The following is a 21,108-nucleotide window of genomic DNA, read 5'->3' as shown; positions in this document are numbered from 1 at the left end:
GTTCGGGGGGAACCCCTCGAGTGCGATCGACCGCCGCTCGGAGGGTGATCGACGCCGGGCTCGAACGTGGCAAGAACCTTGCGCACACTGTCAGGATTGCCGCTCACGCTCGCGCCCCGTTTGCGTTGAACCTGTCAGAGCGAAAGAAAGGACCACCTCGCAATGACCACTCGCATCGCCATCAACGGCTTCGGCCGGATCGGCCGCAACGTCGTCCGCGCCCTCATCGAGCGCGACGCCGACCTCGAGCTCGTCGCCGTCAACGACCTGACCTCCCCCGCCGACCTCGCGCGCCTCCTCAAGTACGACACCGCGGGCGGCCGCTTCGGCCGCACCGTCGAGGTCGACGGCGACGTCCTCGTCATCGACGGTCGCCGCGTCAAGGTGCTCGCCGAGCGCGACCCCGCGCAGCTGCCCTGGGGCGACCTCGACGTCGACCTCGTGCTCGAGTCGACCGGTCGGTTCACCGATGCAGAGGCCGCCAAGGCGCACCTCACCGCCGGCGCCAAGAAGGTGCTCGTCTCCGCTCCCTCGAAGGGCGCCGACGTCACGCTCGCCTACGGCGTGAACACCGACGCGTACAACGCCGCGACCGACGTCATCGTCTCGAACGCGTCGTGCACCACGAACGCCCTCGCCCCGCTCGCGAAGGTCCTCGACGACCTCGCGGGCATCGAGCACGGCTTCATGACCACGGTGCACGCCTATACGCAGGACCAGAACCTGCAGGACGCGCCGCACTCCGACCCGCGTCGCTCGCGCGCCGCCGCGGAGAACATCGTCCCGTCGTCGACCGGTGCGGCGAAGGCCATCGGCCTCGTGCTGCCCAACCTCGACGGCAAGCTCAGCGGCGACGCGATGCGCGTGCCGATCCCCGTCGGCTCGATCGTCGAGCTCAACGCGTTCGTCTCGAAGGACGTCACGCGCGACGAGGTGCTCGCCGCCTACCAGGCCGCCGCCGAGGGCCCCCTGGCAGGCGTGCTCGAGTACTCCGACGAGGCGCTCGTCTCGAGCGACATCGTCGGCAACCCGCACTCGTCGATCTTCGACTCGGAGCTCACCCGCGTCGACGGCAAGCACATCAAGGTCGTCGCCTGGTACGACAACGAGTGGGGCTTCTCGAACCGCGTCATCGACTCGCTCACGCTCCTCGGCGCCGACCTGGCCGCCGCGGAGGCCGAAGCGGCCTGACGCACCACGGCCGATCGCCTCGCGACCGGCCGCAACGGACCCGAGCGGGGCGGATGTGTGGAGCATCCGCCCCGCTCGTCGTGTTCCGCGGGTCCGCAGCCGGACGGGAGGCATCCGTCGGTTCCGGCTCGCGGATCCTGCCCGCGGCGTTCTGCCGACAGCGGAACCACGAGACATCCGCTCGCCCCTCCGATTAGCCTCGCGACATGAGCGGCGCAGATCGGATGGGTGCGGATCGGACGGGCACGGCGCGGTCGGGCACGGCGCAGATCGACGAGCGGATGCCTCGGCTCACGGGTCAGGGCAGGCGACGAGCTCCGCTGTGGCGGGAGGTGCTCGGCGCGGTCCTGCGTGCCGAACGGCTCGGGCAGCGACGCATCCTCGCCGAGGTCGCCGGTGACGCGGGCGTGTCGACGCAGTACCTGTCCGAGATCGAGCGGGGGCGCAAGGAGCCGTCGAGCGAGATCCTCGCGGCGGTGTCCCGGGCGCTCGGGCTCACCCTGCTCGATGTCGCCGCCCGGGTCGCGGGCGAACTCGGGAGGGATGCCGACCGTGACCGGGGCATCCGGCCAGTGGTCGTACTCGACCTCACCGGTGAGGGCGCACACAGCGCCGCGCGCTCGTCCGTCGACGCGATCACCCGTCATGAGACCTCCCTTCCGGTGAGCCGGTCGGCGCCGCTCAGCCGGTCGAATCCGGTGAGCCGGTCGAACCGCTCGGTGGAGCTGCTGCTCGCGGCCTGACGTCGCCCGCCTCGGCACCTTTTCAGGATCAGGGCGGTCAGAGCCGCAAATAGCGGTCACCGAGGCTGTGGTCCTGAAAAGGTGCATCTGAGCCACGGCACGGCCTACGCCGCCGGCAGCATCCCCGGACTCGTGCGCTGCACTGCCACGACCCGGTCGGCGAGCCCGTACTCGACGGCCTTGGCGGCAGGCAGGATCAGGTCGCGGTCGGTGTCGAGCCGCACCTGCTCGGGCGTCCGGCCCGTGTCGTGCGCCAGCACCTGCTCGAGTTCCGAGCGGATGCGCAGCACCTCGTCGGCGTGGATGATCAGGTCGGGGATCGACCCGCGACCCTGCGTCGACGGCTGGTGCAGCACGACGCGGCTGTGCCGGAGGATGCCGCGCATCCCGGGGGCTCCGCCCGCGAGCAGCACCGCGGCCGGGCCGCCCGCCTGCCCGATGCAGGTCGTCGCGACGGGTGGCCGGATGTGCTGCATCGTGTCGTACACCGCGAGGGTGGCGTGCGGCGATCCGCCGGGCGAGTTGATGTAGAGGTGCACGGGCGAGTCGGCATTGTCGGCCTCGAGGTGCAGCAGCTGCGCGATGAGCACGTTGGCGACGCCGTCGTCGATCTCGGTTCCGATGGTCACGATGCGTTCGCCGAGGAGCCGGCTGTACACGTCGAGCGTGCGCTCGGTGTTGCCCTTCCGCTCGACGACGTAGGGGATCGAGTAGCTGCTCATGCCGACACCCCCGCGCGGAACCCGGTGCCGACCGGCCGGCCGTGGAACCCGGGGTTGATCTCGACGGCGTCGTGCACGACCCGGTCGATGAAGCCGTAGGCGACCGCCTGCTCGGCCGTCACCCAGCGGTCGCGCAGCGAGTCCTCGGTGATGCGCTCGAGCGGTTGACCGGTGTGGCGGGCGAGCAGGCCGAGCACGGTGTCGCGCGTGTGCCGCAGGTCGTCGGCCTGCAGTTCGACGTCGACGGCGGTACCGCCGATACCCGCCGACCCCTGGTGCATCAGGATGCGGGCGTGCGGCAGCGCGAGGCGCTTGCCGGGCGTTCCGGCGGACAGCAGGAACTGGCCCGCACTCGCCGCCATGCCGATCGCGACGGTGACGACGTCGTTGGGGATCGACTTCATCACGTCCATGATCGCCAGCATCGCCGGCACCGACCCGCCGGGGGAGTTGATCCAGAACGCGATGTCGCGCTCCGGGTCCTCGGCCGCCAGCAGCATGAGCTGGGTCGTGATGCGGTTGCCGAGGGTCTGGTCGAGCGCGTCGCCGAGCACGACGACGCGGTTGCGGAACAGTCGAGCCTGCAGCTCGACGTCGATGGGGTGCAGCTGGGCTGCCTGCTCGTCGCTCATGGGACCCAGCGTGCGCCGAGCGGATGCCCCTCCGCGAGCGGATCCGCCGTGGGCGGAGCAGCCCTCGGCAGAGCTGCCGAGCGCGGATCGGCCGTGGGAGCAACGCGAGGGTATCGTCGGATGGTGCCGGACTTCATCGCCCGCGACGGGCGGACCATCGCGTACCACCTGATGACCGAATCGGATGCCCCTCAGGGCACGGCGGCTCAGGCCACAGCATCTCAGGGCGCCGAACCTGCGCTGTTCGTCCCCGGCGGGGCGTGCCGAGGCGTGGCCTACCTCGAGGACCTCGCGGGCGCGGCATCCGTGCGCCCGCTCGCGGTGCTGCACCCGCGCGGCGAACCGTCGACCGGCGGCCGCTCCCGTGGGTGGTGGACGGACGCCGACGACCTGATCGACCTCGCCGACGCGCTCGGGCTCGAGCGCGTCGACGTCGTCGCGCACTCCGCGGGCACGCGCCTGGCGCTCGCGACGGCGGTGCGGTACCCCGACCGGGTGCGGCGCCTCACCCTCATCACGCCGCCGGCGACCTGGCTCGTGGGCGCCGAGGCGTACGACGGTCTCGAGATCGCGCGCCGGCGGGACGATCCCGAGGTCGACGCGGCGATGGCGTCGCTGCTCGGGCCGGACCCGGTCGACCAGGCCGACTTCGACCGCCGCCGCCTGCTCGAGGGGCCGGCGGGATACGCCCGCTGGACCGACCGCGAACGTGCGCACGCGCTCGTCGGCGAGTGGGAGCTCGCGGCCGACCTGGCCTGGTTCCACGACATCCCGGAGGACGCCGCCGACCGGATGGGTGCCGCGGCGCTGCCGCCCACGACGGTGATCGCGGGCGACGGCGACCTGCTCGTGGGGTTCGCCCCGGTCGTCGCCTACGCCGAACGGCTCGGCGCCGACCTGCGCGTGCTCGAGGGCTGCGGTCACTACCCGTGGGCCGAGCGACCCGATGCGTTCCGCGCGGCGATCGACGACCTGCTCGCGGCGGGCTGACCCCGGGGCCCGGCCGAGCACGCCTCGCCGCGCCTGGTCGGTGTCGAACTCGATGTCGAAATCGCCGTCACGGCTTCGACATACTGGCGGGGCATCCGCCTGGCCCCACCGACACCGGGAGGCATCCGTGAAGTACCTGATCCTGATCCGCACGAATCCATCGGTCTCGGCGATGTTCGCCGAGATGGACGACGCCGAGCGACAGGCCGCCTACCGGTCGTATCTCGACGCGGTCGACGACCTCGAGGCGACCGGCGAGCTGATCGACTCGAAGGCGCTCGACGACCGCACCCAGCGCATCGTGACGCGCGGCGCCGACGGACCGATCGTGACGGATGCCCCGTTGCCGGAGGTCACCGAGGTGATCACGGGGTACTACCTGGTGGAGGTCGAGTCGGAGGCGCGCGCGGCCGAGATCGCCACGCGGTTCCCCGAAGCCGCGGTCGGCGGCGTCACGATCGCGCGGAACCTGACCGCCGACGAGCTCGCGGAGTTCTCGTGAGTCGGCAGGACGGCGCCTGCGACGGCCCGGCTCAGCCGACCTCGGCGGATTCCCGCGCCGCGTCGGTGACCCGGCGCTTCTCGCGCACGTAGACCTCGCGGCGCACGCGGGCGACGACGTCGCCCGAGGCATCCGTGATCTCGGTCTCGAACCACTCGAGGACCTTCGCGCCGCCGCTCGCCCGGGCACGCAGTTCCTCGGCTCGCTCACGCGGCACTTCGAAGTGCGCGGTGAGCACGCCGCGCCCGGGCTTCACGAACTCGATCTCGCCGCGCGTGTCCCAGACGACGTAGTCGCGACCGAGCTGGTGCATGACGAGCATGAAGTAATAGGGGTCGGTCATGGCCGACATCGACCCGCCGAACGCGGTCTTCACGAAGTTGCGGGTGAAGACGTTGACGTGCAGCTCCACGGTCGCGCTGGTCCAGTCGGGCGCGAATCGTCGGACCCGGATGCCGCTGAAGAGGTTCGGGATCCACAGGCTCATGCCGACGGCGAGTCGGCGCGGGGTGATGCGCATCCACCGAGTTTCACCCCATCGCCACAATCGGCGCGACATGCTTGTCGATCACCTCCAACTGCCGCGGCCCTGCGCGGCGGAATGACGCGGAAGCGGAGGACACGGCTCGACCTGTCGGTGCATGGATTGGTGCACGCCGAGGCGATCCCGGCTTAGCATCGGGGGAGGCATCCCCCCGCCGACCCCTGGCGGCCGAGCGTTCGGCCGAGCCCGAACCGGAGCGTGCATGACGTCCCCTGACCACGACGAGCCCATCCCGGGGTTCAACGCGTCGTTCGCCGAGCTCGAGGATTGGCTGGGGCGTGCCGCGCTTGCCGCCGACCCCCTGAGCGACGAGTCGATCATCGGCGCACCGGCGGCTGCCGAGTCCCGCGTGGCCGTCGCCGAGGAGGCGCCCGCGACGCGCGCCGGCCGACGCCGTGCTGCGACGGAAGCCGTCGCGGCACCCCAGGTGCCGATCGCGGCGAAGGTCTCGGCCCTGCGCCGCGCCGACGACGCGCAGCGCTACTACGTGTGCTCCCACGAACCGAGCGGCGAGTACGTCGAGGTGATCGTCTCGGTCGCCGACGAAGGGCGCCGCCGCTACTTCACCACGATCGACGGCGACCGGCTCCGCGAGGTCGACGAGGGGCACTTCGACCGTCAGGTCGAGAGCGGCTCGAGGTCGCTGCTCGAACTCGACGAGCGCGAGATGGCCGAGCTCGAGGCCGAACTCGACTTCGTGCGACCGGTGCGAGGCCGTGATCCGCTCGCCGAAGCGGGTGCGGCGTCGGCCGTCGACGCCGACGAGGCGGAGCCATCCGTGGCGCGCACGCCGCCGGCAGCGAGCGCAGCGGATGCCTCGGGCCCGGTGCCTCGCAGCATGTGGGCGCCGCCGGCACCCGAGCTCGAACCGGAGCCCGTGGCTGTGGTCCAGCCCGTGGCCGAGGTCCAGCCCGTGGCCGAGGTCCAGCCCGTGGCCGAGCCGAAGACGGTGGTCGAGCTGGAGCCGGAGCCGGAGTCCGAGCCGGAGCCCATGGCCGAGATCGAGCCCGTGGCCGAGCCGGAGCCCGTGGCCGAGCCGGAGCCCGTGGCCGAGCCGGAGCCCGTGGCCGAGCCGGAGCCCGGGGCCGAGCCCACCCCAGAATTCATCGCGGAGCCCGCAGCGGCCCCGCACCACGAGGTCGTCGCCGCGCATGGCGACGTTGCGCCGCAGGCGCTGGAATCCGATCAGGAGGCAGAGATGACCGGAACGACGACGGGGTCATACGAGCGGATCGACGGCGGGGCAGCCGGCCAGACGTCGCTCGCGACCCAGACGGCGGCCGCGGTCCCGGCCGCGCAGGTCCCCGCGGCGCCGGCGGCACCCGCCGCGGCCGCGCAGATCGCACTGGCGAAGGGCATCGCGTTCGTCGCGCACCGCGGGCAGGTCGACAAGGTCGGCGCCGAGTACATCGACCACCCCGGTCGGGTCGCCGAGCGGTTCGACGAGGCGTCCGAGCCCGAGCTCGTCGCCGCGGCCTGGCTGCACGACGTCGTCGAGGACTCCCCGATGACGGCGAAGGACCTGCTCGACGCGGGCGTGCAGCCCGCGGTCGTCGAGATCGTGCGCCTGCTGACGCGCACCTCCGACGTGTCCGAGTCCGACTACTACGCGCGGATCCGCCAGCACGCGGGCGCCCGCCGGGTGAAGCTCGCCGACATCGCCGACAACTCGGCGCCGTGGCGCGTGCGCAAGCTCGACCATGACACGCAGGCGCGCCTGTCCGAGAAGTATCGCAACGCCCGGGCGGCGCTCGGCGCGTGAGGTCCGCGCCCGAGGTCCTGCGGTACACCGCCTTCAGCACCGACCCCGAAGGCGGCAATCCCGCCGGCGTGGTGCTCGATGCCGGCGGGCTCGACGACGAGGCCATGCAGCGCATCGCCGCCGAGGTCGACTACGCCGAGACGGCCTTCGTCACGGGGGCCGTCGACGACGGCGCGCTCGGCATCCGCTACTTCTCGCCGATCGCGGAGGTGCCGTTCTGCGGCCATGCGACGGTGGCGACCGCCGTCGCGCTCGCCGAGCGCGGGCGGGCGGGTGCCGACGGCGCGATCCGCTTCGCGACGCCCGTCGGGGAGGTGTCGATCGTCGTCGGGCGCGACGAGCAGGGCGCGCGCGGCGCGTTCACGAGCATCGAGCCGTCGGTGTCGGAGTTGGCCCCAGGCGACCTCGACGCGATCCTCGGGCTGCTCGGCCTCGACGCGCGCGACCTCGACACGGACCTGCCTCCCAGGATCGCCGACGCCGGCAACCCGCATCCGGTCATCGTGCTCGCCGACGCGCCGGTGTTCGACGGGTTCCGGTTCGACCCCGACGCGGTGCGGGCGCTCATGGACGCCCGGGGCTGGCCCGCCACGATCACGGTCCTGCACCGTGCCGGCGACGGCCGGTACGTCGCACGGAACCTGTTTCCGGTCGGCCGGATCACGGAGGATCCCGCGACGGGATCTGCCGCCGCCGCGGTCGGGGGATACCTCCGCAGCCTCGGCCGCGTGCCGTCGACGGGCCGCATCCAGATCGAGCAGGGCGCCCACGTCGGCCGGCCCGGCCTGCTCACGGTCGACATCCCGTCGGCGGGCGGGATCACGGTCTCGGGCCACGCCGTGCCGATCGAGGCGCCGACGCCGGCGTGACGGCGCGCACACCGGTGACGACCCGAGTCGCGCGGTCGCACCGACGACGTGCGTGCGTATCGTGTCGGACATGGATGCCGCTCCCCTGAGCCCGTTCGAACGTGCGCGTCGCGTGGTCGAGGCGAACACCTACCTCACGCTCGCGACCGCCGACGCCTCGGGGAACCCGTGGGCGACCCCGGTCTGGTTCGCACCGAGTGACGACCTCCGCGACTGGTACTGGATGTCACGGCCGGCGACACGGCATTCGGCGAACCTCGCGGAGCGCGGGTCCGCGGCGTTCGCGGTGTTCGACTCGGGGTCGTCCACCAGCGGGGCCCAGGCCGTGTACGGCGAAGGTGCGGTGTCGCCGGTCGCCGAGGACGACCTCGACCGGCACCTCGCCGTCTACGCCGAGCGGTCGATCGAGCGGGGCGAGGGTGTCTGGGACCGTTCGCGGGTCACGGGCTCTGCGCCGCTGCGGTTGTACCGGCTGCACGCCTCGGCGCTCTACGCCCTCGACGAGAACGAGCACCGGCTCGAGGTCCTCCTCGAATAGTCGTTGACAGGAATATTCGAATAGGTGAATACTGAGGTCCATGACCTCGATGATGTTCGCCGCACTCGGCGACGAGAACCGCTGGCGGATGCTGCAGGCGCTCGCCGAGCGACCGCGCTCGGTCGGCGTGCTCGCTGAGCTGACCGGACTGCGCCAACCGCAGACGACCAAGCACCTGCAGACCCTCGCTCGAGCCGGCCTGGTGGTCGTCCACCCCGCCGCGAATCGGCGCTACTACGGCCTCCGCGAGGAGCCGCTGCGCGAACTCGCGGCGGCGCTTTCCGAGTTGGCCGACCGGGTCGCCGAACACCGAGACCGCGGTGAGTCCTTCGAGCAGATGGCCGCCGCGATCGAGACCGAACGACTCGCCGCCGACCGCCCGAACTGGGCCGACGACCGCCGATACGCCTTCACGCGGTCGATCGACGCCCCGCTCCGGGACGTGTGGCGCCGGATCACCGAGGCCGAGCTGCTCGCCGCCTGGTGGTCCCCACGCGACCTCCGGCTGTCCGAGCTGGAGTTCACGCCCGCCGTCGGCGGCCGGGTCGTCTTCGAGTACGTCGATGCCGACGACCCCGACGGGGCGGGCGGCGTTGTCGGGCGGGCCGAGGGCCGCGTCGACGCCGTCGACCCGGACCGGCGGATCGCCTTCCACACGACCCCGCTGCTCCCCGACGGCTCCGCGGCGTTCACCGCCCACCTCGACCTCGCCCTGAGCGGCGTCGACGGCGCGGTCACGCTCGAGGTCGACTACCGCATCACGGACAGCGTGATCGAGTCCGCCGACTTCGTCGCCGGCATTCGGACCGGCATGGAGGAATCGCTCGACGCGCTCGTGCGCGTCGCGGAAGCCGAGGCCGGCAGCACCAGCACTCCCACCACCGAGATCCAGGAGGATTGAGATGAACACCACCGAGACCACCACCACGCGCGACGTCGTCGTCAACATGAGCCTGTCGATCGACGGCCGGTACCACGGCCCCGCCGGGCCGCACGACATGAGCTGGATCGTGCCGTACGCGGTCACCGACGCGGCCCGCGACCACCTGACCGACCTGTGGAGCTCCGCGACGACCCAGCTGCTCGGCCGGGTCAACGCCGAGGGCTTCTTCGGCTATTGGCCCCCGGTCGCCGACCAGGCCGACGCCGAACCGCGCGACCGGGCCTACGCCGCCTGGATGCGCGACGCGGAGGCCGTCGTGCTGTCGAGGACGCTCACCGAGTCGCCGTGGCCGAACGCCGAGATCGTGAACCGGCCGGCGGCCGAGGTCGTCGGCGAGCTCCGGCAGCGCGAGGGCGGCGACATCGTCGTCTTCTCGAGTGCGAGCGTCATCCGCGAATTGCTCGAGGCCGATGCCGTCGACGTGCTCAGCCTGGGGATCTTCCCGGTGATCGTCGGCAGCGGCCCGCGGCTGTTCGAAGACGGGCTGCCCGCCGCGACCTGGAAGCTCGAGCGCGAGGTCCACGGCGAGGAGGGCGCGGTCTTCCTCACGTACCGTCGCGATCGCTCGGCCGACTGAGGCCGCCGACGGCGGCCGGCGTCGCATCGGGCAGCGCCCCGACGGCGCCGGCCGCCGACCGCGCGACCAGTGCGCCGGCGATGCCGACGGCGGCGCCGACCACCATCATGAGCGCGACGGGCCACCAGTGCCCGGCCAGCGCGACCAGGGCGGTGGCGAGCATGGGCGCGAGCCCCCCGCCGACGACCGCAGCCGCCTCGCGGCCGAGCGTGATGCCCGAGTAGCGCACCTCCGTCGGGAACAGCGACGCGTAGAGCACCGGCTGCACGCTGTCGGTCGCGGCGTTCATCGTGCCGAGGATGAGCGTCACCGACCCGATGATGAGCGCCGCAGACGCCGTGTCGAGCGCGAGGAACAGCGGCACGGTGAGCACGCCGAGGCCGGCGAGTCCGCCGATGACGACGGGCACCGCCCCGACCCGGTCGCCGAGGCGACCCCACAGCGGGCACAGCAGGGCCGCGAGTCCGGCGCCGCAGAGCAGCGCGGTCAGGGTCACCCACCGCTCGAGCCCGAGGGTGGTCGTCGCGTAGCTCAGGCAGAACACCGAGATGACGTAGAACACGGCGTTCTGGCCGGTGCGCATGAGGAACACGGCGACGACGCCGCGCGGCTGCCGGAACGCGTCGAGCAGGGGCCGCCGCGACAGCCGGTCGCGAGCACGGGCCGTCGTGAAGTCGGCCGTCTCGTCGACGCCGCGGCGCAGCAGCACGCCGATGGCGAGCAGCACGATGCTGGCCAGGAACGGCACCCGCCAGCCCCATGCGAAGAGCGCCTCCTCGTCGACGAGCGCGACGACGATCACGAACGCGAGGTTGCCGAGCACGAGCCCCAGGTAGAGCGCGCTCTGGATGAACGACCCGCGGAAGCCGTTGCGCCCCCGGGTGCCGTGATCGCCCGAGCCCTCCACCGCGAGCAGCGCCGCCCCGCCCCACTCGCCGCCGGTCGCCGCGCCCTGCAGCATGCGCAGCGCGACGAGCAGCACGGGTGCGAGCGCGCCGACCTGCGCGTAGGTCGGCAGCAGGCCGATGCCGACGGTCGCGGCGCCCATCAGGGCGACGGTCGCGACGAGCGTCGGCCGACGGCCGATGCGGTCGCCGAGCCAGGCCCACGCGATGCCGCCGATCGGGCGGGCGATGAACCCGGTCGCGAACGTCGCGAACGACAGGATCGCCGCGAGCGTCGGGTCGCTGCCCGGGAAGAACAGCACCGGGAACACGAGGGCGGCGGCCGTTCCGTAGAGGAAGAAGTCGTACCACTCGAGGAGCGTGCCGAAGGATGCCGCGAGCAGCGCCTTGCGCGCGCGACCCCGCGTGCCCGGCGATGCGCCGGGGGACCCGGTCGGGCCGGTTGCGACGATCGCCGCGCTCATGCCCGCACCGCCTCGACGGTCGAGCCGTCGCCCGAGGCATCCGACGGCTCGGCGGTCGAGGAGGGCGCGGAGCGACGGTCTGCGCCGTCTCGAGTCCCCATCGGCGCCGCGAAGAACGCGAGCTCGTGCTCCGACGACCGGCGGAACGCGTCGCGCATGCGCTCGCGCAGCTCGGGCGTCGCGTGCGCGGCGGCATCCGTCACGAATTCGATCGCATGCCGGGTCGCCGCCGAGAAGCCGGGGTCACCGTAGGTCGCGAGCCAGGAGGCGTACGGGTGCTCCGCATCCCGGGCGAGGTCGCCGAAGTCGCCCGCGGCGAGGCGCTCGCCGAGGTCGGTGTAGAGCCAGAAGCACGGCAGGGCGGCGGCGATCAGCACCGGGTACTCGGCCCTGGCGGCCGACGCCAGCAGGTGGTCGAGGTAGGCGGTGGTCGTGGCGTCCGGTCGTGCGGTCGCCGCGGCATCCGCTCCGCCGAGCCGGGTCTCGTGGAGTTCGAGCTCGCCGACGATGCAGCCGTGCGCCGAGTTCGCCCAGAATCCCTGGGCCGCCGAGTCGGGTGCGAGGCGGGCCGCCTGCGCGAGCACGCGCGCATAGTCGCGCAGGTAGAGGGCGTCCTGCGCGATGTAGCGCAGGAAGGGTTCGCGCTCGAGCGTGCCGTCGGCGAGCTGCCGGATGAACGGCAGGTCGTCGATGCCGGCGCGCACGTCGGCGATGCCGGCCCACCAGTCGGCCTCCACCTCGGCGGGGGTCGGCGCGGTGTCGAGGCCGCCGCGCGACCAGAGCCCCGCGAAGTGGTGCACGGGTCCGTGACCGGCCCCGACGGCGAGCGACTCGCCGTGGCGCAGCGACTCGCGCAGCCAGCGCCGGGCCTCGTCGATGGCGGGCTCCCATGCGCCGAGCGCGACCCGGAGCGTCGCGATCGCCGACGACAGCGAGCATCCGGTGCCGTGCGTCGCCGACGTCGCGATTCGGGTGCCGGGGAACTCGACGATCGACGCGGATGCCGCATCGACCAGCGCATCGGGTGCGTCGGCGCCGCCGACGTGTCCGCCCTTCGCGAGCACCCGCACGCCGAAGCTCGCCGACACGGCCTCGGCCTGCGCGATGACGCCGGCCCAGTCGCCCGCCGGCGCCGTGCGCGCCAGCACCGCGAGCTCGGGCACGTTCGGCGTGATCAGGTCGGCCAGCGGCAGCAGTTCGCGCAGTGCCTGTTCGGCGTCGGCGTCGAGCAGGCGATGCCCGCTGGTCGACACCATCACGGGGTCGAGCACCACGATGGGCGGACGGCTCCGGCGCAGCCACGCGCCGACCGTGCGGATCACGTCGGCGTTCGCGAGCATGCCGATCTTCACGGCGTCGATCGCGATGTCGTCGGAGACCGCGGCCAACTGCTCGGCGAGGAACGCGACCGGCGGCACGTGCACGTCGCGCACGCCCTGCGTGTTCTGCGCGGTGAGCGCGGTGATCGCGGCCATGCCGTAGCCGCCGACCGCGGCGATCGACTTGAGGTCGGCCTGGATGCCGGCGCCGCCCGACGGGTCGCTGCCGGCGATGCTGAGGACGCGGGGGATCGGCCGGCTCATCGCGCCGCCTCCCACGCCGAGGCGAACGATCTCGCGGCCTCGGCCGGATCCTCTGCGGCGCAGATCGCGGAGACGACCGCAAGGCCCGCGGCCCCGGCCGCGCGGAGTGCGGGAGCATCCGACTGCCCGACTCCGCCGATCGCGACGCACGGCAGGTCGGTCGCGGCGGCGAACCGGGCGAACCCGTCGACGCCCAGCACCGGCGGGTGGTCGGGCTTGGTCGGGGTGGGGCGGATGACGCCGACGCCGAGGTAGTCGACCGTGCCCGCGGGCACGCGCGCCAGCGCGGCGAGGTGCTCGGGCTGGTTCGCGGTCAGGCCGACGATCGCGTCGGCGCCGAGTGCCGCCCGGGCGCGTTCCACGGCGGGGTCGGCCTGTCCGAGGTGCACGCCGTCGACGCGGATGCCGCGGGCCCGCGCCGCGATCGCGGCGTCGAGCCGGTCGTTGACGACGAGCACGGCGCGCCCGTCGATCGCGTCGGCGAGCTCGCCGAGCTGCTCCACGATCTCGGCGTCGGTCGCGCGCTTGTCGCGAAGCTGCACGATGCGCACCCCGCCCGCGACCGCGTCGGCGACCACGGCCGCCACGCCGCGTTCGCCGCACAGCACCGGGTCGGTCACCAGGTAGAGGGAGAGGTCGAGGGCCGTTCGCACGCCGGTCACGCGAGCACCTCCTCGGCCGGCGTCGCGGCGCCGGTCAGGGTCAGGTGCGCGCGGTCGTGCAGATCGGCCGAGTCGACGACGGCGAGCGCGTCGAGGAACCCCACGGCGAAGGTGCCCGGGCCGACCGGCGCGCCGTCGGCGCCGGGCGTCGCCGCGAGCTCAGCAGCGACGGTGTAGACGAGGTTCGCCGCGACGACGGCCTCGAACGCCGAGACCTCCGTGCCGCGCGCAGCGGCGAGGAACGCCGCCGTGACCGCGCCGAGCGAGCATCCGCCGCCCGTCACGCGCGTGAGCAGCGCGTCGCCGTTGGCGACCCGCGCGGTCTGCACGCCGTCGGTGATGAGGTCGACCGGGCCCGACACCGCGACGATGGCGCCCGAGTCGAGCGCGAGCCGGCGGGCCGCGTCGGCCGCGGCATCCGTCGTGTCGGCGGCATCGACGCCCCGGCCGCCACCGCCGGAACCCGCCAGCGCGAGGATCTCCGACGCGTTGCCGCGGATCGCGGTCGGCCGCGACGCCAGCAACTCGTGCGCGAGCGCGGTCCGCACCGGCAGCACGCCGATCGCGACCGGGTCGAGGACCCACGGCGTGCCCGCGGCGCTGGCCGCGGCGACGGCCTCGCGGGCGGCGTCGCGCTGCTCGGCCTGCGGCGTGCCGAGGTTCACGAGCAGGCCGCCGGCGATGCCCGCGAACATGCCCGCCTCCTCGGGGATGTCGACCATCGCCGGCGACGCGCCGACGGCGAGCAGCGCGTTCGCGGAGAAGTTCTTCACCACCGTGTTGGTGATGCAGTGGATGAGCGGGCCCGTCGATCTGAGACGGTGGAGCACCGCGATCGCGGTCTCCGTCACCTCGGTCGATCGGCGGGCAGGGTCGATGAACAGGCGATCGCGCATGGCGACATCCCTTCGCTAGTCCGAACTAGATCAGGTTCGACGGGTGTGATCTCAGCCGCGGATGCCCCGCACGACGATCGCGCGGAGCGGGGCGGCACCCCGTGTCACTCCGACCGAGCATAGACCCACGCGGATGCCGCGTGCCGAGCATGACCGTCGTGGTCGCGGACGTCCTCCGTCAGCGCTCGGGGTCCAGTACGCCGTCGGGATCCCGCAGTGCGATGGCGGGTCCGCCGTCGGGCCTCGGGCCGACGATGGACGGCAGTTCGCGGAGCACCTCGCGCACGGCGCCGCCGACGCGGGTCACTCCCTCGAGGTCGAGCACGAGGCATCCGTCGCCGCCGAGGAGGGGCCGCAACCGGGTCGCGAGCTCCTCGACCTGGGCGAAGTGGAGCTCGCCGCGCAGGTGCGCGATCCGGTGGTCGCCGTCTTCGCTGACGGCGGCGATCGGCGACCGCATCTCCGGCCCCTGCGAGAGTACATGCAGACCGAACCGTGCCGAGAGCGCCTCGAGGATCGCCACGCCCCGCACGCTGTTGCCGCGCGCGTCGAGGCGGGGGCTGAACGTGCCGATCCCGAACTGGCCCGGCTGCACGGCGACGATGCCGCCGCCCACGCCGCTCTTGCTGGGCAGCCCGACCCGGACGAGCCACGTTCCGGACTCGTCGTACATGCCGCAGCTCGTCATGACGGAGGTCGTCCACCTGGCCGCATCGGCGCTGATCACGCGGTCGCCCGTGAGCGGATTGACGCCGCCCGCGGCGAGGGTCGCCGCCATGATCGAGAGGTCCCTGGCGGTGACGGCGACCGAGCACTGGCGGAAGTACGCGGTCGTCGCGACCTCGACGCTCGAGGTGAGCGCGCCCGTCGCCCGTGCGAGGTGCGCGAGCGCGAGGTTGCGGTCGGCGGTGCCGGCCTCCGACGAGAACACCTCCTCGTCGACGACGAGGTCGCGGGCGGCGAACCGCCCGAGGCCGTCGACGATGTGGGCCGCCTTCGCCTCGGCCGTGCCGCCTAGGATGAGCGAGGAGGTGACGATGGCACCCGCGTTGATCATCGGGTTGAGCGGGCGCCCGGTCGCCTCGTCGAGGCTGATGGCGTTGAACGGCTCGCCGCTCGGCTCGAGTCCGACGTGTTCGAGCACCGCCTCGAGCCCGAGTGCGTCGACCGCGAGCGCGAACACGAACGGCTTCGACACCGACTGGATCGTGAACGCCGTGTCGGCGTCGCCGGCTACGTGCACGTCGCCGCGCACGCTCGCGATCGCGATGCCCAGTCGGTCGGGGTCGACCGCGGCCAGCTCGGGGATGTAGTCGGCGAGTTCGCCGCCCCCGACCGGCCGGGCGCGATCGAGCACGCGGTCGAGGATGGCCTGCACGGCGATGTCGAGGTCGAGCGGCATGCGCCCAGTCTCGTCGTGCGGACAGGTGTCGGCCAGTCTCGGTTGCCCCGTGAACGGGGGTGTCCCGTGACGCGCGCCGGGGCGGCGCAGCGCAGTAGCGTGGAGGCGCCGGTGCACCCCGACCGGCTGCTCCGCCCGCTTCCGGGCCGTGAGGCCCGCCCCCACGCACCACCGCGCAACCCCCTGCGAGGCATCATGAACCGTCGGATCATCGGCGTGTCCGCCGCGTTCGCCGCGGTCATCGTCGCCTGCGTCGTCTCGCCGATGGCCGGTGCCGCACAGCCCGCGGACCCCGTCCCGCCGGTGCCGTTCGCGATCGAGCGTGCCGGCGCGCTCGCCGCGGAGGCGGCGCGACTGCCGGAGGAGGTCGCGGCGGCGTCCACAGCGGAATCCGCGCCGGAGGCCACGCCGGCGGCTGCGCCTTCGGCGGTTCCGGACACGGTTCTCGGCCTGCCCGTCGAGGGGCTGGCGCTTGGTGGGTTCGCGGTGCTGGCCGGCGGGCTCGCCGTCGCCACGGTCCTGGTCGCGCGTCGCCAGAAGGCCTGAGGAGGTCGCGGCCGCCGGATCAGTCGGCGGTGACCGGCACCGTCGACGGCGCCGACGGCTTGCGATGCGTCCACCGGTACACGGCGTGCACGATCGCGAGCCCGAACCCGGTCGTGCCGTGCGGTCCGTACGGCTCGTACGCGCGCAGCTTCGTGATGTGTTCGCCATCGGTGTCGATCACGAACACCTGCGGGAAGTCCAGACGCCGTGCGCCCGCCTTCAGCACGTGGTGCGTCGAGGTCTCGACGACCGCCGACAGCCCGTCTTCGGTGAAGAACCAGCGCTCGATGTCGAACCGCATGCTCGTCATCTGCGAGAGCCCCCACTCGAGTCCCTCTCGCACGGCGACGATGCCCACCATCTCGGGGTACGGGTAGTGCGGGTCCCAGAAGACGACGTCCTCGTGCATCGTCGCGGCCGCGGCGGCGAGGTCGCGTGCCTCCACGCCGGCGAACATCGACTCGATCAGCTGCTGCACCCGTGCGGTCATGCCGCACAACGTAGCAGTCGGCGACGCGGGTCGCGGTTGCCGCGTCAGAACGTCGATCCGAGCGGATGCTCGTCGTCGGTGAACTCGCCGCCGATCGGGTCGTCGAGCGGAGCCGATGTCGGCGCGAGGGGCGATGCGGCGCCGTCGCGCGCGAAGGCGACCGCGAACGCGTCGTCCTGCGGCTCGTACCCGATCGCCCGCCCGGCGCTGAGGTCGAAGGCGTCGGGCGCGTTCGCCGACACGCCCCACACGATGTGGTGCGCTCCGTCGTCGAGCCGCAGGGTCGCCTCGATGAGCCGGGCCAGGTCGCCCGGCGACAGCCAGCGCGCGAGCGCACGTCCGGTCGCGGGCTCTGCGCCGAACTGGCAGATGCGAGCCGACACGACACCGAGGCCGTACCGGTCGGCGTAGACGCTGCCGAGCGCCTCGAGCGCGGCCTTGCTGACGCCGTAGTAGGTGTCCGGACGTGCGACGAGCACCTCGGTCGTCGCCGCGCTCGCCGCGTCGACGAAGCCGACGGCGTGGATGCTGCTCGCGAGCAGCACGTTCCGGGCTCCGCCGAGGCGCGCCGCCTCGAGCACCTTCTGCGTGCCATCGATGTTCACGCGCAGGATGTCGGCCCACGGCCGTTCCGACGACAGGGCGGCCAAGTGCACGACGCCGGATGCCCCGGCGAGCGCGGCGCGGATCGCCGGGGCATCCTCGATCGAGGCCCGATGCAGCTCGACGCGATCCGAGAGGTCGCCCCACGGCCCGTCGGCCGTGCTCGCGGGCAGGTCGGTGTCGATCAGCCGGAGGGTGCGCCCGGGCCGGTCGAGCAGGCGCACGATCTCGCGGCCGATCCGTCCCGACGCACCGGTGACGGCGACGACGTCGGGCTGGTCCGGCGGGCGCGGCATCCGCTCAATCCTTCGCGTCCGCCTGCGCGATCAGGTCGCCCGCGTGGTCAGGCACCGCGTTCGCCCAGTTGCGCGGCGGGCGCTCGTAGCTGCCCGACGCCGGGCGCGGCGGGATCACGATCTCGTCGCGATCGACCGGCTCGTACGGGATCTTCGACAGCAGGTGCGCGATCATGTTGATCCGCGACCGGCGCTTGTCGTCGCTCTCGACCTCGAACCAGGGCGCCTCGGCGATGTCGGTGTACTCGAACATGATGTCCTTGGCGCGCGAGTAGTCCTCCCACTTCGTGATCGAGAGCACGTCGTTCGGGCTCAGCTTCCACCGGCGCATCGGGTCCTCGAGGCGGGAGCGGAACCGCTCCTCCTGCACGACGTCGGAGACGCTGAACCAGTACTTCAGCAGGATGATGCCGTCCTCGACGAGCATGCGTTCGAACGTCGGCGCCTGGTGCAGGAACCGGTGGTACTCCTCGTTCGTGCAGTAGCCCATCACGCGCTCGACGCCGGCCCGGTTGTACCAGGAGCGGTCCATCAGCACGATCTCGCCGCCGGCGGGCAGGTGCGGAACGTAGCGCTGGAAGTACCAGCGAGTCTTGTCGCGCGCGCTCGGCGTCGGCAGGGCGACGATGCGCGTGACCCGGGGGTTCAGGTACTCGGAGACGCGCTTGATCGTGGAGCCCTTGCCCGCGGCATCCCGGCCCTCGAAGATGACCACCACCCTCGCGCCCGACTGCTGCACCCACGCCTGCATGTCGACGAGCTTCGCCTGCAGTGCGAGCAGTTCGCGCTCGTAGAGCGCCTTGGGCATCCGTTTCGCCATGCGGCCTCCTCGTCGTCGCCGTCGGTTCGTCGCCGTCGTGCTGTTCACCAATTCAGGACCAGATCGGTCATGAGTGCAATACGCGGCCATGACCGCGCTGATCCTGAAAAGGTGCGTGGGTGCGGGGCTACTCGCCGAGGTTCACCCGGTACGACGGGATGAAGTCGACCTCGACATCGGCGGGGTCGATGCCCGCGTCGGTGATCGCCTCGACGAGGGCGTACGGGTCGGGCACGGGTTCGGGTCCGGTGACCCGCACGAGGACCCCGTCGTCGGTCGCCGTGACCGACACGAGGTCCCAGTCGACGTCGTCGGCCCACTGCCGGGCGAGGTCGCCGACCCTGTCTTCGAGGACCGCCTCGCCGCTCGTGCGCACGCTCGTGAACGTCAGCGGGATCGCGACGATGACGAGCATCGCGAAGATCGCGAGGTACGAACTGCGCCGGCTCATCTGGCCGACGACGGGGGCCTTCGCCCGGTCGATGCCCCACCGCTGCACGCCGAACAGCGCCATCACGACGATGCCGGTGCCGAGGATGGCGGCCACGTTCGTGAGGAACAGCAGCAGGGCGCCGAGCGACTGGTCGACCGCGCCCGACTCCGCGGCGATGCCGACGACGGTGAGCGGCGGCACGAGCGAGATCGCGATGGCGACGCCCGGGAGCGTGTCGGAGATGTCCTTGCGCACGAGCGCGATCGAGCCGACGACGCCGGTCGCGAGCGCGGCGAGCAGGTCGATGAGCTTGGGTGAGACGCGCCCGGCGATCTGCGAGTTGGTCTCGGCGGTCATCGGATTCGAGACCAGCATGGCGACGAGGTAGCCGACCGCGATCGCGGCGGCGGCACCCGCCACCATCATCAGGAACGAGCGGGTCAGGTTGCCGCGGTCGCCGAGCACGGTCGAGAGCATCGTGCCCTGGATCGGGATCATCATGGGCGCGACGATCATGGCGCCGATGACGGTCGCGGTCGAGTCGGCGACGACGCCGGCGGATGCGATCACGGCGGACAGGATCAGCAGCATCCAGAATCGGGAGATGCGTCGGGTGCGGTGCGGGCCGTCGAAGAGCACGGCGTCGCGCATGTGCGCGATCGTGTTGAGTGCGTCGGACGGCGGCGGAGTGGGGTCCTCGGGCGCGGCCGGGCTGGGCGATGAGGGCCGCTGCGGCGGCGGGACATCCGACATGGCCAGAGCGTAGCGCCGAGGTCGCGCCCCGGCGCGGAGGTGGGGCGTGGCGGAGCGGCCCTCGCTCGGCCGCATCGCGGTCACCGTCGCGTCCGGTTCCCAACGGGTGCGGGCGACGTACCATGGAGCATGGCCGGGTTCATGGCCAGACGCAGACGGGGTGCGGCTGAGGTCGAGGTCCGCGGCGCCGAGACGGCGAGGCGGGCCGCATCGGCGCTGCTCGCCGCCGACGAGCGGATCGGCCTGGCCGAGGAGGAGCTCGGCTTCGTCGAGGCGGCCCTCGGTGCCGACGCGACCGAGCTGCTGCGCCACCGGCTCGATGCGGCGCGGGGGTGCCTGAACGACGCGTTCCGGCTGTACCGGCTCAACCGTGCCGCGGTGCCGGGGGAGTCCGAGCTCGTCCGCGCGCGGGCCGTGCGCATCGTCCGGATGTGCGCCTGGGTCGACGAGGTCCTCGACGGCGGCGCATCGACGGACGCCGACCGCGCTGTCCCGCACGCCGCGGATCCGGTCGGCGGCCTCCCGCGCGTCGGCGTCGAACCCGCCCGCCGCGACGTTCGCCGGGTGATCGCGGTCGCCGATCGTCGATTGGATGCTGCCCGCGACGCGGTCGGCGCCGGAGGGTGGCGAGGCGGTGCCGAGGCTGTCGTGCGCCTCGCCGAGTCCGAGCACCTGCGGATGCGTCTCACCCACTCGGTTTCCGGCGACGGGGAACGCTCGGCCCTGCTGGTCTCGACCGACGGCGCCGACCATCGAGCGCGCATCCTCGCCCTGGCGCAACGCGTCGCCGACCTGGCGAACGAAGCGCGGCAGTTGGCGCGAGGCGGAGGCGCGGAGCGCGGCTTCGCCGTGCCGGCCGGCTCGCTCCTCGAGCCGCGCACCGACACATCCGACGATCGGAGAGGCTGAACATGAGCGACCGCACCGGTGACCAGGACCTGCCCGACGACCGCGAGTTCGCCGACTCCGCGGAGGAACAGGCCCGCCTGAAGGCGGAGCATGACCGCGAGCTGGGCGTCGACCCGTTCTGGGAGGGCGCGAACATCACCGAGAGCGACGGACCTGATCTCGAGGCGGGCGACGACCTCGACACTGGCGGCGGATTCCGCACACCCCGCGACTGAGGCCGCCGGTCGCTGCGGCGTGGAAGGTGTCGGTTCACGGGTTGACTGGCCTGCACACTAATCGACAGGTGTAGAATAGTTGCGCAAACCAGACAACGGGGTCGACACCCCTGCACGG

The 21,108-nt window shown here is 72.7% G+C and carries 24 protein-coding genes and 1 riboswitch; of the genes, 12 read left to right on the top strand and 12 right to left on the bottom strand.

Annotation, left to right across the window (positions count from 1 at the left end; translation table 11 throughout):
- The first annotated feature begins 162 nt into the window (after positions 1–162).
- Both gap and ELQ40_RS19345 read left to right on the top strand, forming a co-directional pair.
- Positions 163–1,191 carry a type I glyceraldehyde-3-phosphate dehydrogenase gene (gene gap, locus ELQ40_RS15565; protein WP_127794508.1) on the top strand — a complete coding sequence of 343 codons (1,029 nt, stop codon included), beginning with the start codon at positions 163–165 and terminating at the stop codon, positions 1,189–1,191.
- Positions 1,192–1,397: 206 nt separating this feature from the next.
- On the top strand, positions 1,398–1,934 hold the full coding sequence (locus ELQ40_RS19345) for a helix-turn-helix domain-containing protein (RefSeq protein ID WP_305004406.1): 537 nt from the start codon (positions 1,398–1,400) through the stop codon (positions 1,932–1,934).
- 104 nt (positions 1,935–2,038) lie between these two features.
- Here the strand turns inward: ELQ40_RS19345 and ELQ40_RS15555 are convergent, their stop codons facing one another.
- Positions 2,039–2,656, bottom strand: coding sequence for a ClpP family protease (locus ELQ40_RS15555; RefSeq protein WP_127794507.1), 618 nt, complete (start codon positions 2,654–2,656; stop codon positions 2,039–2,041).
- On the bottom strand, positions 2,653–3,288 hold the full coding sequence (locus ELQ40_RS15550) for a ClpP family protease (protein ID WP_127794506.1): 636 nt from the start codon (positions 3,286–3,288) through the stop codon (positions 2,653–2,655). The genes ELQ40_RS15555 and ELQ40_RS15550 overlap by 4 nt, the downstream gene beginning before the upstream one ends.
- A 123-nt stretch (positions 3,289–3,411) precedes the next feature.
- Here ELQ40_RS15550 and ELQ40_RS15545 point away from each other — a divergent pair, with 123 nt between their 5' ends.
- Positions 3,412–4,278: an alpha/beta fold hydrolase gene (locus tag ELQ40_RS15545; protein WP_240665824.1), complete on the top strand. Its 867-nt coding sequence runs from the start codon at positions 3,412–3,414 to the stop codon at positions 4,276–4,278.
- A gap of 127 nt (positions 4,279–4,405) precedes the next feature.
- Positions 4,406–4,780, top strand: coding sequence for a YciI family protein (locus ELQ40_RS15540; RefSeq protein WP_164863651.1), 375 nt, complete (start codon positions 4,406–4,408; stop codon positions 4,778–4,780).
- A gap of 31 nt (positions 4,781–4,811) precedes the next feature.
- On the opposite strand, the gene ELQ40_RS15535 is transcribed toward ELQ40_RS15540, so the two are convergent.
- Entirely contained in the window at positions 4,812–5,300 is a 489-nt protein-coding gene (locus ELQ40_RS15535; RefSeq protein ID WP_127794503.1) for a DUF4442 domain-containing protein, read from the bottom strand.
- Positions 5,301–5,526: 226 nt separating this feature from the next.
- Between ELQ40_RS15535 and ELQ40_RS19225 the strand changes: the two genes are divergently transcribed.
- From ELQ40_RS19225 to ELQ40_RS15505, 5 genes are all read left to right on the top strand, one after another.
- Positions 5,527–7,086: a hypothetical protein gene (locus tag ELQ40_RS19225; RefSeq protein WP_240665823.1), complete on the top strand. Its 1,560-nt coding sequence runs from the start codon at positions 5,527–5,529 to the stop codon at positions 7,084–7,086.
- Entirely contained in the window at positions 7,083–7,955 is an 873-nt protein-coding gene (locus tag ELQ40_RS15520) for a PhzF family phenazine biosynthesis protein (protein WP_127794502.1), read from the top strand. The genes ELQ40_RS19225 and ELQ40_RS15520 overlap by 4 nt, the downstream gene beginning before the upstream one ends.
- A 70-nt stretch (positions 7,956–8,025) precedes the next feature.
- A complete protein-coding gene (locus ELQ40_RS15515) occupies positions 8,026–8,493 on the top strand; it encodes a pyridoxamine 5'-phosphate oxidase family protein (protein ID WP_127794501.1) in 468 nt (155 codons plus the stop codon).
- A 40-nt stretch (positions 8,494–8,533) separates the two neighbouring features.
- The gene (locus tag ELQ40_RS15510; RefSeq protein ID WP_205649357.1) at positions 8,534–9,394 is read left to right on the top strand and encodes a metalloregulator ArsR/SmtB family transcription factor; all 861 of its coding nucleotides are present in this window, start codon (positions 8,534–8,536) and stop codon (positions 9,392–9,394) included.
- Between the two features lies 1 nt (position 9,395).
- A complete protein-coding gene (locus ELQ40_RS15505) occupies positions 9,396–10,013 on the top strand; it encodes a dihydrofolate reductase family protein (protein WP_127794500.1) in 618 nt (205 codons plus the stop codon).
- Here ELQ40_RS15505 and ELQ40_RS15500 read toward each other — a convergent pair.
- The 5 genes from ELQ40_RS15500 to glsA form a co-directional block, all read right to left on the bottom strand.
- Positions 9,982–11,382, bottom strand: a complete 1,401-nt coding sequence (locus tag ELQ40_RS15500; protein ID WP_127794499.1) for an MFS transporter — start codon at positions 11,380–11,382, stop codon at positions 9,982–9,984. The two genes, ELQ40_RS15505 and ELQ40_RS15500, sit on opposite strands and share 32 nt — an antisense overlap.
- Positions 11,379–12,965, bottom strand: a complete 1,587-nt coding sequence (locus ELQ40_RS15495; RefSeq protein ID WP_127794498.1) for a bifunctional hydroxymethylpyrimidine kinase/phosphomethylpyrimidine kinase — start codon at positions 12,963–12,965, stop codon at positions 11,379–11,381. Before ELQ40_RS15495 ends, ELQ40_RS15500 begins: the two co-directional genes overlap by 4 nt.
- Positions 12,962–13,627 (bottom strand): thiamine phosphate synthase, encoded by a 666-nt coding sequence (gene thiE, locus ELQ40_RS19220; RefSeq protein WP_240665822.1) that lies wholly within the window; start codon positions 13,625–13,627, stop codon positions 12,962–12,964. The genes ELQ40_RS15495 and thiE overlap by 4 nt, the downstream gene beginning before the upstream one ends.
- A complete protein-coding gene (gene thiM / locus ELQ40_RS15485) occupies positions 13,624–14,523 on the bottom strand; it encodes a hydroxyethylthiazole kinase (protein WP_127794497.1) in 900 nt (299 codons plus the stop codon). Before thiM ends, thiE begins: the two co-directional genes overlap by 4 nt.
- A riboswitch (TPP riboswitch) is annotated at positions 14,514–14,635 on the bottom strand. (Overlaps the previous gene by 10 nt.)
- A 66-nt stretch (positions 14,636–14,701) precedes the next feature.
- Complete coding sequence (gene glsA / locus ELQ40_RS15480) at positions 14,702–15,925, bottom strand: glutaminase A (protein ID WP_127794496.1); 1,224 nt, start codon at positions 15,923–15,925, stop codon at positions 14,702–14,704.
- Between the two features lie 195 nt (positions 15,926–16,120).
- Between glsA and ELQ40_RS15475 the strand changes: the two genes are divergently transcribed.
- Positions 16,121–16,471 (top strand): hypothetical protein, encoded by a 351-nt coding sequence (locus ELQ40_RS15475; protein WP_127794495.1) that lies wholly within the window; start codon positions 16,121–16,123, stop codon positions 16,469–16,471.
- 19 nt (positions 16,472–16,490) lie between these two features.
- Here the strand turns inward: ELQ40_RS15475 and ELQ40_RS15470 are convergent, their stop codons facing one another.
- The 4 genes from ELQ40_RS15470 to ELQ40_RS15455 all read right to left on the bottom strand — a co-directional run bounded on the left by ELQ40_RS15470 (position 16,491) and on the right by ELQ40_RS15455 (position 19,866).
- Entirely contained in the window at positions 16,491–16,961 is a 471-nt protein-coding gene (locus ELQ40_RS15470; RefSeq protein ID WP_127794494.1) for a nuclear transport factor 2 family protein, read from the bottom strand.
- A gap of 44 nt (positions 16,962–17,005) precedes the next feature.
- Complete coding sequence (locus ELQ40_RS15465) at positions 17,006–17,860, bottom strand: NAD(P)-dependent oxidoreductase (protein WP_127794493.1); 855 nt, start codon at positions 17,858–17,860, stop codon at positions 17,006–17,008.
- A gap of 4 nt (positions 17,861–17,864) precedes the next feature.
- The gene (gene ppk2, locus ELQ40_RS15460) at positions 17,865–18,680 is read right to left on the bottom strand and encodes a polyphosphate kinase 2 (protein ID WP_240665821.1); all 816 of its coding nucleotides are present in this window, start codon (positions 18,678–18,680) and stop codon (positions 17,865–17,867) included.
- Positions 18,681–18,807: 127 nt separating this feature from the next.
- On the bottom strand, positions 18,808–19,866 hold the full coding sequence (locus ELQ40_RS15455) for a DUF389 domain-containing protein (RefSeq protein WP_164863649.1): 1,059 nt from the start codon (positions 19,864–19,866) through the stop codon (positions 18,808–18,810).
- A 141-nt stretch (positions 19,867–20,007) separates the two neighbouring features.
- Between ELQ40_RS15455 and ELQ40_RS15450 the strand changes: the two genes are divergently transcribed.
- Both ELQ40_RS15450 and ELQ40_RS15445 read left to right on the top strand, forming a co-directional pair.
- Complete coding sequence (locus ELQ40_RS15450) at positions 20,008–20,775, top strand: hypothetical protein (RefSeq protein ID WP_127794491.1); 768 nt, start codon at positions 20,008–20,010, stop codon at positions 20,773–20,775.
- Between the two features lie 2 nt (positions 20,776–20,777).
- Positions 20,778–20,990 carry a hypothetical protein gene (locus ELQ40_RS15445; RefSeq protein WP_127794490.1) on the top strand — a complete coding sequence of 71 codons (213 nt, stop codon included), beginning with the start codon at positions 20,778–20,780 and terminating at the stop codon, positions 20,988–20,990.
- The last annotated feature ends 118 nt before the right edge of the window (positions 20,991–21,108 follow it).

The sequence above is a fragment of the Agromyces sp. LHK192 genome (assembly GCF_004006235.1).
Lineage (GTDB): Bacteria > Actinomycetota > Actinomycetes > Actinomycetales > Microbacteriaceae > Agromyces.
This window is presented reverse-complemented; position numbering and strand designations above follow the sequence as displayed.

Coding starts and splice junctions, on each gene's coding strand:
- gap (WP_127794508.1), top strand. CDS start 163: ATGACCACTCGCATCGCCATCAACGGCTTCGGCCGGATCGGCCGCAAC.
- ELQ40_RS19345 (WP_305004406.1), top strand. CDS start 1,398: ATGAGCGGCGCAGATCGGATGGGTGCGGATCGGACGGGCACGGCGCGG.
- ELQ40_RS15555 (WP_127794507.1), bottom strand. CDS start 2,656: ATGAGCAGCTACTCGATCCCCTACGTCGTCGAGCGGAAGGGCAACACC.
- ELQ40_RS15550 (WP_127794506.1), bottom strand. CDS start 3,288: ATGAGCGACGAGCAGGCAGCCCAGCTGCACCCCATCGACGTCGAGCTG.
- ELQ40_RS15535 (WP_127794503.1), bottom strand. CDS start 5,300: ATGCGCATCACCCCGCGCCGACTCGCCGTCGGCATGAGCCTGTGGATC.
- ELQ40_RS19225 (WP_240665823.1), top strand. CDS start 5,527: ATGACGTCCCCTGACCACGACGAGCCCATCCCGGGGTTCAACGCGTCG.
- ELQ40_RS15515 (WP_127794501.1), top strand. CDS start 8,026: ATGGATGCCGCTCCCCTGAGCCCGTTCGAACGTGCGCGTCGCGTGGTC.
- ELQ40_RS15510 (WP_205649357.1), top strand. CDS start 8,534: ATGACCTCGATGATGTTCGCCGCACTCGGCGACGAGAACCGCTGGCGG.
- ELQ40_RS15505 (WP_127794500.1), top strand. CDS start 9,396: ATGAACACCACCGAGACCACCACCACGCGCGACGTCGTCGTCAACATG.
- ELQ40_RS15500 (WP_127794499.1), bottom strand. CDS start 11,382: ATGAGCGCGGCGATCGTCGCAACCGGCCCGACCGGGTCCCCCGGCGCA.
- ELQ40_RS15495 (WP_127794498.1), bottom strand. CDS start 12,965: ATGAGCCGGCCGATCCCCCGCGTCCTCAGCATCGCCGGCAGCGACCCG.
- thiM (WP_127794497.1), bottom strand. CDS start 14,523: ATGCGCGATCGCCTGTTCATCGACCCTGCCCGCCGATCGACCGAGGTG.
- glsA (WP_127794496.1), bottom strand. CDS start 15,925: ATGCCGCTCGACCTCGACATCGCCGTGCAGGCCATCCTCGACCGCGTG.
- ELQ40_RS15475 (WP_127794495.1), top strand. CDS start 16,121: ATGAACCGTCGGATCATCGGCGTGTCCGCCGCGTTCGCCGCGGTCATC.
- ELQ40_RS15470 (WP_127794494.1), bottom strand. CDS start 16,961: ATGACCGCACGGGTGCAGCAGCTGATCGAGTCGATGTTCGCCGGCGTG.
- ELQ40_RS15465 (WP_127794493.1), bottom strand. CDS start 17,860: ATGCCGCGCCCGCCGGACCAGCCCGACGTCGTCGCCGTCACCGGTGCG.
- ppk2 (WP_240665821.1), bottom strand. CDS start 18,680: ATGGCGAAACGGATGCCCAAGGCGCTCTACGAGCGCGAACTGCTCGCA.
- ELQ40_RS15455 (WP_164863649.1), bottom strand. CDS start 19,866: ATGTCGGATGTCCCGCCGCCGCAGCGGCCCTCATCGCCCAGCCCGGCC.
- ELQ40_RS15450 (WP_127794491.1), top strand. CDS start 20,008: ATGGCCAGACGCAGACGGGGTGCGGCTGAGGTCGAGGTCCGCGGCGCC.
- ELQ40_RS15445 (WP_127794490.1), top strand. CDS start 20,778: ATGAGCGACCGCACCGGTGACCAGGACCTGCCCGACGACCGCGAGTTC.